The sequence below is a fragment of the Cupriavidus sp. FW216-B1 genome (assembly GCF_058789195.1).
Map to the genome: position 1 here is coordinate 197,185 of NZ_JBYTEL010000011.1, position 15,185 is coordinate 212,369.

At 70.9% G+C, this 15,185-nt stretch carries 14 protein-coding genes, 1 tRNA gene and 1 riboswitch; of the genes, 10 read left to right on the forward strand and 5 right to left on the reverse strand.

Annotated elements, in window-relative coordinates; translation table 11 throughout:
- Nucleotides 1–14: 14 nt before the first annotated feature.
- Nucleotides 15–983: a LysR substrate-binding domain-containing protein gene (locus AC3WXD_RS22530; protein ID WP_492324718.1), complete on the forward strand. Its 969-nt coding sequence runs from the start codon at nucleotides 15–17 to the stop codon at nucleotides 981–983.
- A 176-nt stretch (nucleotides 984–1,159) separates the two neighbouring features.
- On the opposite strand, the gene AC3WXD_RS22535 is transcribed toward AC3WXD_RS22530, so the two are convergent.
- The 3 genes from AC3WXD_RS22535 to AC3WXD_RS22545 all read right to left on the reverse strand — a co-directional run bounded on the left by AC3WXD_RS22535 (nucleotide 1,160) and on the right by AC3WXD_RS22545 (nucleotide 5,309).
- Nucleotides 1,160–2,791 (reverse strand): EAL domain-containing protein, encoded by a 1,632-nt coding sequence (locus AC3WXD_RS22535; protein ID WP_492324719.1) that lies wholly within the window; start codon nucleotides 2,789–2,791, stop codon nucleotides 1,160–1,162.
- Nucleotides 2,792–3,476: 685 nt separating this feature from the next.
- Entirely contained in the window at nucleotides 3,477–4,178 is a 702-nt protein-coding gene (locus AC3WXD_RS22540) for a glutathione S-transferase C-terminal domain-containing protein (protein WP_020204447.1), read from the reverse strand.
- A 240-nt stretch (nucleotides 4,179–4,418) separates the two neighbouring features.
- On the reverse strand, nucleotides 4,419–5,309 hold the full coding sequence (locus tag AC3WXD_RS22545; RefSeq protein WP_492324720.1) for a LysR family transcriptional regulator: 891 nt from the start codon (nucleotides 5,307–5,309) through the stop codon (nucleotides 4,419–4,421).
- Nucleotides 5,310–5,405: 96 nt separating this feature from the next.
- On the opposite strand from AC3WXD_RS22545, the gene AC3WXD_RS22550 reads away from it, so the two are divergent.
- The 7 genes from AC3WXD_RS22550 (at nucleotide 5,406) to AC3WXD_RS22580 (ending at nucleotide 10,775) form a co-directional block, all read left to right on the forward strand.
- On the forward strand, nucleotides 5,406–6,404 hold the full coding sequence (locus AC3WXD_RS22550; protein WP_492324721.1) for an NAD-dependent epimerase/dehydratase family protein: 999 nt from the start codon (nucleotides 5,406–5,408) through the stop codon (nucleotides 6,402–6,404).
- Between the two features lie 475 nt (nucleotides 6,405–6,879).
- Nucleotides 6,880–6,966: transfer RNA gene (locus AC3WXD_RS22555), tRNA-Leu, on the forward strand.
- Between the two features lie 266 nt (nucleotides 6,967–7,232).
- Nucleotides 7,233–8,342, forward strand: a complete 1,110-nt coding sequence (locus tag AC3WXD_RS22560; RefSeq protein WP_492324722.1) for a DNA alkylation repair protein — start codon at nucleotides 7,233–7,235, stop codon at nucleotides 8,340–8,342.
- A 125-nt stretch (nucleotides 8,343–8,467) separates the two neighbouring features.
- On the forward strand, nucleotides 8,468–8,719 hold the full coding sequence (locus AC3WXD_RS22565; protein WP_020204452.1) for a ParD-like family protein: 252 nt from the start codon (nucleotides 8,468–8,470) through the stop codon (nucleotides 8,717–8,719).
- Complete coding sequence (map, locus tag AC3WXD_RS22570) at nucleotides 8,716–9,507, forward strand: type I methionyl aminopeptidase (RefSeq protein WP_020204453.1); 792 nt, start codon at nucleotides 8,716–8,718, stop codon at nucleotides 9,505–9,507. Before AC3WXD_RS22565 ends, map begins: the two co-directional genes overlap by 4 nt.
- 286 nt (nucleotides 9,508–9,793) lie before the next feature.
- On the forward strand, nucleotides 9,794–9,928 hold the full coding sequence (locus AC3WXD_RS22575; protein WP_269432131.1) for a hypothetical protein: 135 nt from the start codon (nucleotides 9,794–9,796) through the stop codon (nucleotides 9,926–9,928).
- A 148-nt stretch (nucleotides 9,929–10,076) separates the two neighbouring features.
- Nucleotides 10,077–10,775 carry a DUF2076 domain-containing protein gene (locus AC3WXD_RS22580; RefSeq protein WP_059410374.1) on the forward strand — a complete coding sequence of 233 codons (699 nt, stop codon included), beginning with the start codon at nucleotides 10,077–10,079 and terminating at the stop codon, nucleotides 10,773–10,775.
- 79 nt (nucleotides 10,776–10,854) lie between these two features.
- On the opposite strand, the gene AC3WXD_RS22585 is transcribed toward AC3WXD_RS22580, so the two are convergent.
- Nucleotides 10,855–11,619, reverse strand: a complete 765-nt coding sequence (locus tag AC3WXD_RS22585) for a DUF899 domain-containing protein (RefSeq protein ID WP_492324723.1) — start codon at nucleotides 11,617–11,619, stop codon at nucleotides 10,855–10,857.
- Between the two features lie 120 nt (nucleotides 11,620–11,739).
- Here AC3WXD_RS22585 and AC3WXD_RS22590 point away from each other — a divergent pair, with 120 nt between their 5' ends.
- Together AC3WXD_RS22590 and AC3WXD_RS22595 are read left to right on the forward strand one after the other, a co-directional pair.
- Entirely contained in the window at nucleotides 11,740–12,960 is a 1,221-nt protein-coding gene (locus AC3WXD_RS22590) for a helix-turn-helix domain-containing protein (protein ID WP_492324724.1), read from the forward strand.
- Between the two features lie 36 nt (nucleotides 12,961–12,996).
- Nucleotides 12,997–13,656 (forward strand): Vgb family protein, encoded by a 660-nt coding sequence (locus AC3WXD_RS22595; RefSeq protein WP_020204458.1) that lies wholly within the window; start codon nucleotides 12,997–12,999, stop codon nucleotides 13,654–13,656.
- A 19-nt stretch (nucleotides 13,657–13,675) separates the two neighbouring features.
- Here the strand turns inward: AC3WXD_RS22595 and AC3WXD_RS22600 are convergent, their stop codons facing one another.
- Nucleotides 13,676–14,980, reverse strand: coding sequence for a voltage-gated chloride channel family protein (locus AC3WXD_RS22600; protein ID WP_492324725.1), 1,305 nt, complete (start codon nucleotides 14,978–14,980; stop codon nucleotides 13,676–13,678).
- 87 nt (nucleotides 14,981–15,067) lie between these two features.
- Nucleotides 15,068–15,143: riboswitch (Fluoride riboswitch) on the reverse strand.
- Nucleotides 15,144–15,185: the final 42 nt, after the last annotated feature.

A 15,185-nucleotide genomic window follows, 5' to 3' on the forward strand; every position in this document is an offset into this window, starting at 1 on the left:
CAAAGGAGCCACTTTTGCCCGCCGCCGCCGACCTGCCCGATTTCCCCGACGTGACCGACATGCTGCTGTTCGCCCAGGTGGTCGAGCACGGCGGCTATACCGCCGCCGCGCGCGCCACCGGCATGCAGGCATCGAAGCTGAGCCGGCGCGTCGCGGAACTCGAGGCGCAGCTCGGCGTGCGGCTGCTCCAGCGCACCACCCGCAGCGTCACCGTGACGGAGATCGGGCAGACGCTCTACCGGCATTGCGTGGCGCTGCAAAGCGAGGCGCGCGCGGCGCGCGAAGCCGTCGAGCGCGTGCGTTCCGCGCCGCAGGGCGTGGTGCGCCTCAGTTGTCCGCCGGGGCTGCTGCGCAGCGACGTGGCGGCCATCCTGTCGCGCTACCTGGCCGAACACCCGCTGGTGCGCATCGACCTGGTCGCCACCAACCGGCGCGTCAACGTGGTGAAGGAAGGGTTCGACATCGCCATCCGCGTGCGGCGGCCGCCGCTCGACGACTCCGACCTGGCCGTGCGGCCGCTGGGCGACTCGGCAATGGTGCTGGTCGCCAGCCCCCGCCTGCTCGCCTGCTACGGCCATCCGGCCACGGTGGCGGCGCTCGCCGGCCTGCCCACGCTGGGCACCGCGCGCATGGCCGACAAGCACGTATGGCCGCTGCGCGGGCCGGGCGGCACGGAAGTGCCCTTTCATCACGTGCCGCGGCTGGCGACCGACGACATGTCCACCCTGCTGCACGCCGCCTGCGATGGCGCCGGCGTGGCATGCCTGCCCCACAACTTCGTGCAGCGCGCGCTCGACGAAGGCGCGCTGATCCGCGTGCTGCCGGAATTCCGCCTGCCGGTCGGCATCGTCCACGCGGTATTCCCGAGCCGGCGCGGGCTGGTGCCGGCGGTGCGCACGCTGCTCGACGCGCTCGTGCGCGGCTTCGGCACGCCGGCCGCGGGCGGGCGCGAGGGCGATGCGCGCGCGGGCGCCTTCCGCTAGCGCGCCGCCCCGCGCCACTGTTTTCCGCGACGCGACGGCCGACCTCGCGGCCCATCGCCGCCATCATCGCGCGCCGTCATCACGTCTTCATGCGAACGTCTTCGGTCCGTCACAAAACCTGCCTATAGTCCGCTGTGCGGATGCGGCATTGGCAGGTGTCCTTCCGCCTCTTCCTATCAGTCTTCGTGGTAGTTGCCCCGCGGCGTAGCGGGGCTTTTTTTTGCCTCGCCGGCGCTGCTCGGCAAGCGGCGCTGCCCCGCGCTCGCGTACCAGCGCGCGAATTCCAGCGGCGGCATCGGCCGCGCGTACAGGAAGCCCTGCATGAACGACACGCCGCGCGCGCGCAGGTAGTCGAACTGCACCGGCCGCTCCACGCCCTCGGCCACCAGCCCGGCGCCGAGGCGCTGCGCCAGGCCGATGATGGTGTCCAGCACCGGCGCGTTGCCCTGCTCCGGGTCGATGGCCTGCACGAAGCCCTTGTCGACCTTGAGCAGGTCGAACGGAAACCGCTGCAGGTACGACAGCGCGCAATAGCCGGTGCCGAAGTCGTCGATGGCCACGCGCACGCCCTCGGCGCGCAGGGCATGCAGGTTGCGCTGCGCCTGCTCCGGGTTCTCGACCAGGCCGCGCTCGGTGATTTCGAGCACCACCACCGGCTGGCGCGCCGACACCTCGGCCAGGAAGGCGCGCATGTCGGCCAGCAGGCCCGGGCTCGACAGGTGCTCGGCGGCGAGGTTGATGCCGAGGTGAAACCCGGGCCGGGTCTGCCAGCCGCGGAAATCGCGCGCCACCATCTCCAGCAGGTGCCGCGTCAGCGGCACGATGACGTGGGTCTGCTCCGCGGTGGCGATGAAGGTATCGGGGCGCACCGGGCCCGTGCCCGGGCGGTCCCAGCGCAGCAGCGCCTCCGCGCCCTCGCAGCGGTCCTCGGCGGCGCTGTAGACCGGCTGGTACTCGACGCGGAACTCGCCGTCGCGGATGGCGCGCAGCAGTTGCTCGCGCTCCGAGCGCCGGCCCTGCTGCAGCCGGTGGCAAAGGAACACCAGCACGCCCGACAGCAGCACCGCGAACGGCATGAAACGCTGCAGCAGCTCGTGCCACGCGGCGTACAGGCGCGCGCGCAGGCCGTGCACGCGCACGCCGATCCGGGTGCCCGACACGTCGGCGTCGCCCTCGAACAGCATCGAGGTCATCGCGCGGGTGGCCTCCGGCACGCCGCCGCGCAGGGCGATGCCGTCGCCCACGCGCAGCTCCAGGCTGTAGCCGCCGAGCGGCGCCACGGCCTGCAGCAGGTCGAGCAGGTGCTGGCCGTCGACGATGGTCAGCACCGAGCGCGCGCCGCCGGATTTCTCCACCAGCAGGGCCGGGCGGTCCGGCATCAGCGGCGAGCCGCTCACCATGCGGGTCCACGGCTTGCCGGGCACCCTGACCGGGAACGCCTTGACCGAGGACAGCGGGTAGTCCACGGGGCCGTCGATCGACGAGCAATAGATGCGGTCGTGGTCGGTCAGCAGCACGGAGCGGAAATACGGCTCCAGCGAGCCCACGCGCGCCAGCTGGTTGGCGATCGGCGCGCACGGCTGCTCGGTCAGCGGCAGCAACTGGCCCGCCACCAGGCGCGCGTGCCCGAGTATGCTTTCCGCCCGGTTGCGCACGAGGTCGGCGACCTGCATCGCCTCGCGCCGCTCGTGGCGGCGCGCCTCGGTCCAGCTCAGCACCGCGCACAACAGCAGCGGCACGAGCGCGACGCAGGCCAGCAGCAGATGGCGGCGCCACGGCGGGCGGTCCGAGATGGCCGATTCGGACAAGATTGACTCCCTGTGATGAAAAGCGCCGGTGCCCGGCGAGCGGAGCGCGTCGCCCGGGCGCGGCGCTCCGGCATGATCAAAGCCCGGGTATGGTACGGCGATGGCTTCGCAGCCGGTGAAATTGGCGCACGAGCGTGGCGCGCGGGCAGCTTGCAGATGTCTCGTCTTTTTTATCGAACAGGAATTTTCCGATATCGTCCGATAAATTTCCGATAAATTTCCGATAAATGTCCGATAAGCGTCCGACAGCGTCTGATCGAATATCCGGATCCGGTCCCGCGAAAACGGATGCCTTGCCGTTTTTTCAAGACACTGCCATCGCCATGAGGCGAGGTCAATCATATCTATGCCGGCATTGTGGATTCCCCTCATTGCCGGCGGCCATTCCCGCGCCAAATTGAACTCCGTTCTTCCATTTCGCCACTCCCGGCCTGATTTCGCGGCGAATTCTCCATGAAATAAGGCGGCCAGAACTTCAATCGCGCGGGCAATTGATATAAAACAATCAATAAAGAAATTTCAGAAACGAATTCACGAATTGTTTTTAAACCCGGCATGGCAGGCATGCATGACGGTGGCGGCACATTACCGGAAAATGCCGGCGGAAACGTCACCGAAAGCGGAACCGAAAGCACCGCCAGGAAGGACGCGCGGCCACGCGCCAGGAACCGAACGGCCCGCCGCCCTACCGCGCACCCTGCCCCATCGCCGCGCGCACGCCGTTGCAGTGCCGCACCAGGTTCGGCCGCGACAGCACGAAGCGCTTGAGCGGCGTGTCGATGTCGTAGCAATGGATGTTGGCGACGAAGCCGTAGATGCCCGCGTCGGTGCTGGCCGGCGCGTCGCCGAACAGGAAGGCCCGCTCGCCGATCAGGCGGGACACCACCGCAAGGTCGGCCATGCCCCGCGCATACACCTCGTCCCGCTCGTAGCGCCCGATGCCCTGGTAGTAATAGCGCTCGAAGTTGTACTGCCGCGCGGCGAGGAGCGCGTCCTCGGTGAGGTCGGCATGCGTGCGCAGCAGCGCCGCCATGAACGCCGGCCAGTAGCGCTCGTCGCGCCAGCGCGAATACGACATCACCCAGTACAGGTCGTCCAGCGTGCGCCGCACGAGGTGATCGAGGTCGCGCTGCGCGTCGGTCAGCGCCGCGTCGATGGACAAGCCGTAGTGCTGCGTCAGGTGGCGCACGATGGCGTCGCTGTCGCCGATGGCGTGGCCGTCGTCGTCCACGTAGGGCAACTGCGCGCGCGGCGCCGACCGCGCGTCGAGAATGTGGCGATGCCCGAACGCCAGCCCGCACAGCTTGAGGAAGGCGAAGACCTTGAGGCCGTAGGGATTGTTGTCCTCCACGCCGAACAGGTCCGGGTAGGAATAGAGTGTGATCACGCGGCGCTCCTTGCTGGCGGCCAGCCTGGCACGAGGGTCCCCGCAGTGTTCGGGAAATGGCCGCGCAAGGCAAGCACCAGCGCGGCGGGCGCGGCAGGCGGGCGCCCACGCCGCCACATTCGCCGGCGGCGCGGCGGCGCCGATGCCTGCGGCGTCACCTCATGCCCGCCAGTGTCGGCAAGAGCGGGGAAGAACGCACCAGCAATCCCGGCCGCCGCGCCAGACGCCCGCGGCCATGCATCAGGGCCGCGCGTAGGCCACCAGCCCCTCGACCAGCGCATCGAACGTGACCCGGCAGCGCGGGCTATTGCGCAGGTCCTCGTGCATCGTCACCCAGGTGTCGAGCTGCATGGAGAACGCGCCTGGCAGTACCCGCGCCAGCGTGTCGTCGCGCGCGGCGAGCGCGGCCTGGCAGATGCCGATGCCGGCGCCGCTGCGGATCAGCGCGAGTTGCGCGAGGTCGCTGTCGGTGCGGATCGAGAACGCATCGCGGTCGAAGCCCGTGAAGGACCGGCTGGCCGCGCGCACGAACGCGCTCGGCTGGTCGTAGCCGATCAGCGCGTGCCCGGCCAGCTCGCTGACCCGGCGCGGCGCGCCATGCCGGGCGAGGTAGTCCTTGCGCGCGTGCAGGCCGATCTCGATGTTGCCGACGCGGCGGGCAAGCAGTTGCGCCTGCTCGGGCCGCATCATGCGCACCGCGATGTCGGCCTCGCGCCGCAGCAGGTCCTGCACCCGGTTGGTCAGGACCAGCTCGATCTTCAGTTCCGCGTGCCGGCGGCGCAGGCGCTCGACGATGGGCGGCAGCACCTCGACCCCGACCACCTCGCTGGCCGACACGCGCACCACGCCGCGCACGCCTTCGCCATAACCGGAGGCCGCGCGCTCGAGCGAGGCGGCCGTGCTGGCCATGATCTCCGCGTGGGCGCGCAGGCCCAGCGCCACCTCGGTCGGCGCGAGGCCGACCTGCGAGCGCGTGAACAGGGCCACGCCCAGCGCCGTCTCCAGCGCCGCGACGTGGCGCCCCACGGTCGGCTGGGTCAGGCCCAGTTCGCGCGCGGCGCCGGACAGCGAGCCGGCCTTCAGCACGCCGAGGAAGGAGCGGTAGAGTTCCCAGCCGATATTCGAGGTCATGCGTAAATGTATAGCGACTAGTCGGAATTCGGTAATTTTCGTTTAGTCCATCCGCTCGCAGAATACCGCCATCGACACGCCTTTTCGGAGAGCAAGATGGCAAACGGCAACACGGTCCTGGTTCTCGGCGCCACCGGCGGCGCCGGCGGCGAAGTGGCGCGCCAGTTGCGCGACGCGGGCTGGGACGTGCGCGCGCTCCGGCGCGGCGCGGCGCACGCCACCGGGCGCAGGGACGGCATCCTGTGGCTGCGCGGCGATGCGCTCGCCGCCGCGGACGTGGCCAGCGCCGCGGCGGGCTGCGCGGTGATCGTCCATGCGGTCAACCCGCCCGGCTACCGCAACTGGAAGCAACTGGTGCTGCCGATGCTCGACAACACCATCGCCGCCGCCATCGCGCAGCGCGCGACCATCGTGCTGCCCGGCACGGTCTACAACTACGGCGCCGATGCCTTCCCCGTGCTGCGCGAGGACGCGCCGCAGCACCCGGCCACGCGCAAGGGCGCCATCCGCGTCGAGCTCGAGCGGCGCCTGGAACAGGCCAGCCGCGCGGGCGCCCGCGTCATCATCGTGCGCGCCGGGGACTTCTTCGGGCCGGGCGCCGGCAACAACTGGTTCTCGCAAGGGCTGGTCAAACCCGGGCAGCCGGTGAAGACCATCCGCTACCCGGGCCGGCGCGGCGTCGGGCACCAGTGGTCCTACCTGCCCGACGTCGCCCGCACGATGGTCGAGCTGCTCGCGCGCCGCGACACGCTCGACGCCTTCGCCGCGTTCCACATGGCGGGCCACTGGGACGCGGACGGCACGCAGATGAGCGGCGCCATCCGCCGCGTGGTGGCGCGCCGCACCGGCGCCGCGCCGCGCGTGGCCGCCTTCCCGTGGTGGCTGACCGCGCTGGCGTCGCCGTTCGTGGCGACGCTGCGCGAACTGCGCGAGATGCGCTACCTGTGGAACACGCCCGTGCGCATGGACAACGCGCGCCTGCTGGCGGTGCTGGGACACGAGCCGCACACCCCGCTCGACGAAGCGGTGGAGGCGACGCTGGCCGGCATGGGGAACCTCGCGCCCGGCGGGCCGAAGGCAATGGCGGCGGCATGAGGCCGCGGACGGCGGCGATTGCTGCTCTGCACCGTACCGCGGTACGGGTTTATGCCGACTTTTCGCCGCCCCCGCGTTGCGGTCTACTGAACGCGCATCAAGACGTGGCTGGAGCGTGGACCCGTACCGCCGTGCTTGCCATCGCGGTGCCCGCCATCGACCTTCGGCCGTGGATTCCTATATCGGGAGACGACATGGTGACCAAGCAGGATGATGCCTTCGTTTTGAAGAACCTTCTCGCACTGGCAGCACTGGAAGCCCTCGGCGGCGCGATCGCGCTGGGGTTCGCGTTCAACCTCCTGACCTGACGCAGGGACAGCCCCGGGGAGCACGCCGGCCACGGCGCTGAGCGCGGCTCCCCACCCGCCGCAAGCCGGCGCCGGCCCATGACGGGACTTCGCCGGCGCCTTCCCGCCATCGCGAACCGCGACGCTTGCAAATTTCCATGCCTTGGGTAAAATGCGCGGCTCAGCTTGCCCAGGTGGCGAAATTGGTAGACGCACTAGGTTCAGGTCCTAGCGGTGGCAACACTGTGGAGGTTCGAGTCCTCTCCTGGGCACCACGAAGCTGTATTGCAGTGAGAAAGCGCAGTGAGAAAGCAGTAAAAAGGCAGTGAGAAGGTAGCAACAAGCAATCCGTCAGAGCCCCGCAAAGCCTCGTGCCCGCGGGGTTTTCTGTTTTCCGGCGTCCGGTTTTTTCGCCACGCCACTCGCCACGCCCGCCGCGCGCGCGCTTCACGCTCCCCGAAGTCTCCTGACAGAAACTGACAGCAGCCTGGTCTATGCTCCCGCCAGCAGACCGAACGGCGGTCTGACCGGCACGAGACCCATGACCAAAGCTGCGCCAGCTCCGCTGAAACTGGCAATGGACACGCAGCGCTTCCGCCAGCTGGCGAAGCGCCTGCGCGCCGTTGCGCCCGACTTCGACGACAAGACCTTTCTCTCGGTCGCGCTCGACGGCCTGGAAGACCTGACCCTGATGGCGCGCGTGCGCCAGGCGAGCGTGGCCATCCACGCGGCTTGCCCCGCCGGCTTCGACGGCGCGCTGCGCATGCTGACCGAAGCCGCGCCGCATATCGGCGCAGGCTTCATGTCGCTGGTGCCGCCCGACTACGTCGGGCAATACGGGCGCCATGCCGGACGCCGCGCGTTCGATGCCTCGATGAACGCGCTGAAGTTCTTCACGCAGTTCGGCACGTCGGAATTCGCGGTCCGGGAATTCCTGCGCGACGACCTGCCGCGCGCGCTCGCCATCATGGAAACGTGGTCCACGGACAGCAGCGACGCGGTGCGCCGCCTCGCCAGCGAAGGCAGCCGCCCGCGCCTGCCGTGGTCCTTCCGGCTCGGCGAGATAGAAGCCAACCCGGCGCTGACCGCGAACATCATCGACAACCTGCGCGCGGACGACAGCCTCTACGTCCGCAAGTCGGTAGCCAACCACCTCAACGACATCACCAAGCGGCACCCGGACTGGGTGCTGGACCGGGTCGAGGCGTGGCCCGCCGGCAATCCGCGCACCGCGTGGATCGTGAAGCAGGCGCTGCGCACGCTGGTCAAGCAGGGCAACCCGCGCGCGCTGACGGTGATCGGCGCGGGCGCCGCGCCGCTGGTGGAGATCGGCCGGTTCGCCGTCACGCCGGCCAGCATCGCGCTCGGCGACGCGGTCACGCTGTCGTTCGAGCTGGTGTCGACCTCGCCGGCGCCGCAGCGGCTCGTGGTCGACTACCGGATCACCTACGTGAAGAAATCCGGCTCGACCTCGGCCAAGGTGTTCAAGCTCAAGGCACTGTCGCTGCCGGGCGGGCAGCGCGTGTCCGTGCGGCGCAGCCAGCATATCCGCGACTTCACCACGCGCACCCACTACCCGGGCCGCCACGAGGTCGAACTGGTCGTGAACGGCCGGCGCATGGCGAGCGGGTTCTTCGATCTGCGCTGCTAGCAAGCCGTTTCGAGAAGATCGGCACGGCAAGTACCGCTTGCGGGCGAACCATCCGCGGCACCCTTGGCGCGGCCGCCGGCACCGTGTTAATATACGATTCGTTTACATTTCGTATATTAAAAAACATGGGTATCGTCAAGATCTCGGACCAGATGCACGAGAACCTGCGCCTGAGCAGCAGTGCACTGTCCCGCTCCATCAACGCGCAGGCCGAGCACTGGATGCGCATCGGCATGCTGGCCGAGCTGTACCCGGCGCTGAACCACGCGCAGATCTGCCAGTTGCTCATGCGCGCCGAGCAGGCCGGCCATTTCGACCTGGCCGCCATCCTGGCCGACGAGGCGCCGCGCCTGGCCGCCGCCGGAGGTGCGCGATGAGACGCGGCGTTCCGATCAAGTCGCCGGCGGAAGTCGCCCGCGCCCGCGAGGCCGGCAAGCTGGCCGCCGACGTGCTGCGCATGATCGCGCCCCACGTGAAGCCCGGTGCCAGCACCGAGGACCTGGACCGCATCTGCCACGACTACATCGTCCATGAACTCAAGGTGACGCCGGCCAACATCGGCTATCACGGCTACCAGAAGACGCTGTGCGCGTCGGTGAACCAGGTGGTGTGCCACGGCATCCCGTCGCCGGCCAGGGTGCTCAAGGCCGGCGACATCGTCAACCTCGACGTGGCCATCATCAAGGACGGCTGGTTCGGCGACACCAGCCGCATGTACTTCGTCGGCGAGCCCGCGCCGCTGGCCCGCAAGCTGGTGCGCACCACCTACGAGGCGCTGCTGGCCGGCATCCGCCAGGTGCGCCCCGGCGCCACGCTCGGCGACGTGGGCCACGCGATCCAGACGGTGGCGCACCGCGAGGGCTTCAGCGTGGTGCGCGAATACTGCGGGCACGGCATCGGCACCATCTACCACGACGAGCCGCAGGTGCTGCACTACGGCAACCGCGGCGAAGGGCTGCGCCTCAAGGAAGGCATGGTGTTTACGATCGAGCCGATGATCAACGCGGGCAAGCGCCACGTCAAGGAACTGCCCGACGGCTGGACCGTGGTGACGCGCGACCACTCGCTTTCCGCGCAGTGGGAGCACATGGTGGCGGTGACGGCGGACGGCGTGGAGATCCTCACGCCGTGGCCCGACGGCCCCGGCGAGTACGAAGGCATCTAGCCGCGTCCGGTGCGCGTGCGGCGCGCCGCGTCACAGCGGCGAAGCGCCCGAGCCCGCCACGGTGGCGACGGCCAGGCCCAGGCACTGCCCGCATCCGGGCGGCCGGGGAATTTGTGGACGGAAAACCGCTCGATTGTAGGCGTCCGGCGGCGCGCGCCGCGCGAAGCGCCGCGCGCGAATGTGGCCGACCGCACCGTGCACGATATTTCCCTTGGCCGCCGGTTAACGGCGTATGCTGGATGCGCCCTCCGGCAAGCAATGCACCACCACGCCACAGGAGTACATCATGGCCAAGAGTCAACTACGCGGTAATCGCGAAGCCAAGAAACCGAAGCAGCCCAAGAAGCCCGCCGCGCCGGCCACCCCGTTCGGCGCCGTGCAGTCGCGCGTCGGCAACGATGGCGCCGCCAAGAAGAAGTAGCCTCCCCCGCGCCGCGCCGGACCCGGCGCAGGCAGGCGCCGCCACACAGCCGCCGGTTTTGCATCCCGCCAGGTCTTGCCCGATTTAAGTCTTGCTTAAGACTCGGCCCCTAGACTGGGAGCACTCAACAACCCGGATAGGTGGTGCCATGACCCCCCAAGAGATGCAAGCGCTGGAAGGCTTCCTGAACCAGCTGACGCAGGCCCGCGCCGGCGCGAAGGACCCGCAGGCCGACGCGCTGATCGCCGAAGCCGTCGCCCGGCAGCCCGATGCCGCCTACCTGCTGGTCCAGCGCGCCATGCTGCTCGACCACGCGCTGGCCTCGGCCAGGACCCAGATCACCACGCTGCAAAGCCAGTTGCAGGCCGCCCAGGCCGGCGGCGCCAGCCGCTTCCTCGACACCGAGAACGCCTGGGGCGTCCACGCCAACGCCAACCCCAGCCCCGCCGCCGCGGCGCGCCCCGTCATGGCGCCGCCGCCCAGCGCGCCGGCACCGCTGCCGCCGGAACCCCAGGCCATGCCCGCGCAGGCGGCCCGGCCCGGATTCCTCGGCGGCGGCTTCGGCAGCGCGCTGGGCGGCATCGCCACCACGGCGGCCGGCGTGGCCGGCGGCGCGTTCCTGTTCCAGGGCATCGAGAGCCTGTTCCACCGCAACGGCGGCGGCGGCTTCCTCGGGCAGTCCGCCACGGGACAGGCGCCGACCGAGACCGTCGTCAACAACTTCTACGGCAGCGACGACCGCGCGCTGGCGGACGGGCGCGACACCGGCGTGGATGCCGCGCTGGACAACGGCGGCCTCGACGACGGCCTCGACGATTTCCTGGACGACGACTCGTTCAACGCCTGATCCGGCACGTCACGCATGCGGCGCGGGCATCGCGCCGCGCCGCATTCCCGCCAGCCGCCGCCATCGCCGGAAGCCCTGCTCAACGCGCGCCGTATTCGTCATGGCGGCGCCACCACACGCCGGCCTCGTTGCGTCCCCTGGGCGCGCGGTCCAGCCACTGGTACATGCCCCACAGGCCGTCCAGCCCGCGCGCGTAGGTGGAATAGGTGTGATAGACCACGCCGTCCTCCAGCACGAACGCGCTCATGCCCGGCCGGTCGCGCGAGTAGGTGGGCGCGTCGGTGCCGCAACTGGCGGCGAAGCGCGCGACCGGCTCCGGCACCGGCGCCGCGTCCATCGCGTGGCCGCCGCGCCGGTAGTTGTATTCCACGTCGCCCGCGCGCTGCTGCGCCTCCGTGACCGCGACGTTGAAATCGAAGTTGAAGTCGCCGCCGAGCGAGGACGCCCACGGAAACGTCCAGCCCATGCGCCGCCGGTACGCCAGCAGCTTCGCCAGCGGCGCGCGCGACACCGCCGCCAGCGTGACGTCGTGATGCGCCAGGTGGACGGCAAAGCCGTCGAAGCCGTCCGCGAGCGCCGAGCAGGACGGGCAGCCCGCCGTGTAGTCCGGGCCGAACATGAAGTGATAGACCAGCAGTTGCGAACGCCCGCCGAACAGGTCCGCCAGCGAGGCCGCGCCCGCCTCGGTCTCGAAGCGGTACGCCTTGTCCACGCGCACCCACGGCAGCGCCTGCCGCTGCCGCGCCAGCGTGTCGCTGCGCCGCGTCAGCGCCTTCTCCTCCTCCAGCAGCGCAAGCCGCGCCGCCAGCCATTCCTCGTGTGTTCCAGTGATGTGCGTGGTCATGGTTCGTCCTCCTTGGCTTGGCCCGCGGCGCCGCATCCGGCGCGCCGGCCGATGGATGGTCGTGTGCTAGATTAGCCCCGGACATCGAACGGCGGGAGTGACAAGCGTGGCGGGATTCCGATGGACTCGCTGATCACGGCGGCAGCGCGCGCGCTCGCGGCCGGCGATCCGCTCGGCGCGCTCAACCGGATCGCCCTGCGCGACGACGCGCCCGCGCTCGCGCTGCGCGGCATCGCGCTGGCGCAGCTCGGCGATTTCGCGCGCGCGCGGGCGCTGGTGCGCGGCGCCGCGCGCGCCTTCGGCCCGCGGGAAGCCGTGGCGCGCGCACGCTGCGTGGTCGCCGAGGCCGAGATCGCGCTGGCCGCGCGCGACCTCGGCTGGCCCGCCCGCGCGCTCGACGCGGCGCGCGCCACGCTCGCCGCGCACGGCGACCCGGTCAACGCCGCGCATGCGGGTTATCTCGCCATCCGGCACCTGCTGCTGACCGGCCGCGTCGACGCCGCCGGGCACGCGCTCGCCGCGCTCGACCCCGCGCCCCTGCCGCCCGCGCTGCGCGCCGCCCACGAACTGATCGCCGCGGGCATCGCGCTGCGGCGCCTGCATGCGCAGGCCGCGCGCGCCGCGCTCGCCCGCGCCAGGCTCGCCGCGCGCGACGCGGGCATCCCCGCGCTGCTGGCGGAAGTCGAGCACGCCGGCGCCGTCCTCGACACGCCCGCCGCGCGCGTGGTCGCGCATGGCGAGTCGCGCCCCGTGCTGCTCGACGAAGTGGAAACGCTGCTGGCATCGCCGGCGCTGGTGGTGGACGCCTGCCGCCACGCGGTGCGCGACGCCGGCCACGCGGTCTCGCTCGCCACGCGCCCGGTCCTGTTCGCGCTCGCCCGCGCGCTGGCCGAGGCGTGGCCCGCCGACGTGCCGCGCGACACGCTCATCGCGCAGGCCTTTCGCACCCGGCACGCCGACGCCTCGCACCGCGCGCGGCTGCGCGTCGAGATCGGCCGGCTGCGCGCGTTGCTGCGCGCGCTGGCCGGCGTGGACGCCACGCCGCGGGGCTTCGTGCTGGCGCCGCGCAACACGCGCGAAGTGGTCCTGCTGGCGCGCCCGGTCGAGGACAAGCACGCCGCGCTGCTGGCCTGCCTCGCCGACGGCGAATCGTGGTCCAGCTCCGCGCTGGCGCTCGCGCTCGGCGCCAGCCAGCGCACCGTGCAGCGCGCGCTCGACGCGCTGGCCGCCACCGGCAAGGTGCAGCCGTGCGGCCACGGCCGCGCGCGCCGCTGGATGACCCCGCCCGTGCCCGGATTCGCGACGGCCTTGTTACTCCCCGCGCCGCTGCCGAGTGAGTAGGATGCACTCCACCACCGCGTGACCACGAGGACAGACATGAAACCATCCGCAGCCGAAATCCTCCGCGAATACGGCCCCTTCCCCGGCGTCGACCAGATCGGCGGCGTCACCTACGACGGCCGCCACGTCTGGTTCGCCAGCGGCGACAAGCTCAACGCCCTGGACCCGGCCAGCGGCGAGACCGTGCGCGCCATCGCGGTCCCCGCGCACGCCGGCACCGCCTTCGACGGCCGCCACCTGTTCCAGATCGCCGAAGACCGCATCCAGAAGATCGACCCGCAAAGCGGCCGCGTGCTCGCCACCATCCCGGCGCCCGGCGGCGGCGCCGTCTCGGGCATGGCATGGGCCGAAGGCACGCTGTGGGTCGGCCAGTACCGCGAACGCAAGATCCACCAGGTCGACCCCGAGACCGGCGCGGTCCTGCGCACCATCGCGTCGAGCCGCTTCGTCACCGGCGTCACCTGGGTCGACGGCGAACTCTGGCACGGCACCTGGGAAAACGAGCAGAGCGACCTGCGGCGCATCGATCCGCAAACCGGCGAAGTGCTGGAACAGCTCGACATGCCGGCCGGCGTCGGCGTGTCCGGGCTCGAGTCCGACGGCGCGGACAGGTTCTACTGCGGCGGCGGCAACAGCGCCAGGCTGCGCGTCGTGCGCCGGCCCGCGCGCGGCGCGGCCGGCGCCGCGGACGAATGAGCGGGCGCGGGCGCCGCGCTCAGTGTTTCTCCGCGGCATCCCTCTCGGCGCGCTGGAAAGCCGGCACCTCGGACAGCCGCAACCCCTCCGGCACGCGCGCGCGCTTGGCATGGCCGACGCGCTGCGCGGGATAGATGCCGGTGTGGCCCGAGAACAGATAGCTCACCACGCAGGCGATGCCCGCGAACACGCCCACCTCCGGGCCGAACAGTTCCATCGCCATGATGGTCGAGGCGATCGGCGTGTTGGCCGCGCCGGCGAACACCGCGACAAAACCCGCGCCGGCCAGCAGCGGCACCGGCAGCGGCAGCACGTAGGCCAGCGCGTTGCCGAGCGTGGCGCCGATGTAGAACAGCGGCGTCACCTCCCCGCCCTTGAAGCCCGAGGCCAGCGTCGCCACCGTGAACGCCATCTTGCCGGCGAAGTCGTAGGCCGGCAGCGGCCCCTGGAACGCCGCCACGATGGTCGGGATGCCCAGCCCCAGGTACTTGTCGGTGCCGATCAGCATGGCCGCGCCCGCGACCACCGCGCCGCCCAGCAGGGGCCGCAGCGGCCCGAACGCGACGCGGCGCTTGAGCGCGCGCGACAGGCGGTGCGTGGCCTCGGCGAACGTCATGCCGGCCACCCCGAAGACGATGCCCGCCAGCACCATCGCGCCCAGCGTCAGCGGCCCGGGGTGCGGCACGAACGGCACCGCGTACGCGGTGTGATGCACGCCCAGCAGCGGCGGGATCAGGTCGCCCACGATGGCCGCCACGAAGCACGGCAGGATCGCGTCATAGCGCAGCCGCCCGATCGCCAGCACCTCCAGCCCGAACACCGCGCCGGCCAGCGGCGTGCCGAACACCGAGGCAAAACCCGCGCTGATGCCCGCCATCAGCAGGATGCGGCGCGCCTGCGCGCCGAGCCGGAACAGCCGCGTGAGGTAGTCGGCAAAGCTGCCGCCCATCTGCACCGCCGTGCCCTCCCGCCCCGCCGAGCCGCCGCACAGGTGCGTGACCACGGTGCCGGCGAGAATCAGCGGTGCCATGCGCTTGGGCACGACGCGCTTCGGGTCGTGGATCTCGTCGATGAGCAGGTTGTTGCCGCCCTCCACCGACTGCCCCAGGTAGTGATAGGCCAGCCCGACCGCGAGGCCCGCGAACGGCAGCAGCCACAGCAGCCACGGATGCGACACGCGCGTGGCCGTGGCCCAGTCCAGCGCGACCAGCAGCGCGGCCGAGCCGGTGCCGGCAAGCACGCCGGCGGCGGACGCGAGAACGAGCCAGCGGCCCAGGTAAGGCAGCATCGCCAGTTGTTCCGGCGGAACGAATGTTTTCTTCATGATGACCAGATTCGCAGAACACAAACCTGGACGGCGGGACGCCGCATGGTGATCGCACAGACGCGAGCCTACGACTTCCCTGTCCAGGAACTCGTAGGCATCATCAGCCGACAAGGTTGCTGCCGTCGGCGGTTAAGGGAGGCATGCCATCTCCGCAAGCTGTGCATTTTGCCGCAGCCCGATGCCGGGCGCAAGCGCCCGGCGC

Bases quoted from the DNA above. Each gene is read 5' to 3' on its own strand.
- AC3WXD_RS22575 (WP_269432131.1), top strand. From the start codon at position 9,794: ATGGCCAAGAGTCAACTACGCGGTAATCGCGAAGCCAAGAAACCGAAG.
- map (WP_020204453.1), top strand. From the start codon at position 8,716: ATGAGACGCGGCGTTCCGATCAAGTCGCCGGCGGAAGTCGCCCGCGCC.
- AC3WXD_RS22580 (WP_059410374.1), top strand. From the start codon at position 10,077: ATGACCCCCCAAGAGATGCAAGCGCTGGAAGGCTTCCTGAACCAGCTG.
- AC3WXD_RS22600 (WP_492324725.1), bottom strand. From the start codon at position 14,980: ATGAAGAAAACATTCGTTCCGCCGGAACAACTGGCGATGCTGCCTTAC.
- AC3WXD_RS22545 (WP_492324720.1), bottom strand. From the start codon at position 5,309: ATGACCTCGAATATCGGCTGGGAACTCTACCGCTCCTTCCTCGGCGTG.
- AC3WXD_RS22590 (WP_492324724.1), top strand. From the start codon at position 11,740: ATGGACTCGCTGATCACGGCGGCAGCGCGCGCGCTCGCGGCCGGCGAT.
- AC3WXD_RS22585 (WP_492324723.1), bottom strand. From the start codon at position 11,619: ATGACCACGCACATCACTGGAACACACGAGGAATGGCTGGCGGCGCGG.
- AC3WXD_RS22560 (WP_492324722.1), top strand. From the start codon at position 7,233: ATGACCAAAGCTGCGCCAGCTCCGCTGAAACTGGCAATGGACACGCAG.
- AC3WXD_RS22595 (WP_020204458.1), top strand. From the start codon at position 12,997: ATGAAACCATCCGCAGCCGAAATCCTCCGCGAATACGGCCCCTTCCCC.
- AC3WXD_RS22550 (WP_492324721.1), top strand. From the start codon at position 5,406: ATGGCAAACGGCAACACGGTCCTGGTTCTCGGCGCCACCGGCGGCGCC.
- AC3WXD_RS22565 (WP_020204452.1), top strand. From the start codon at position 8,468: ATGGGTATCGTCAAGATCTCGGACCAGATGCACGAGAACCTGCGCCTG.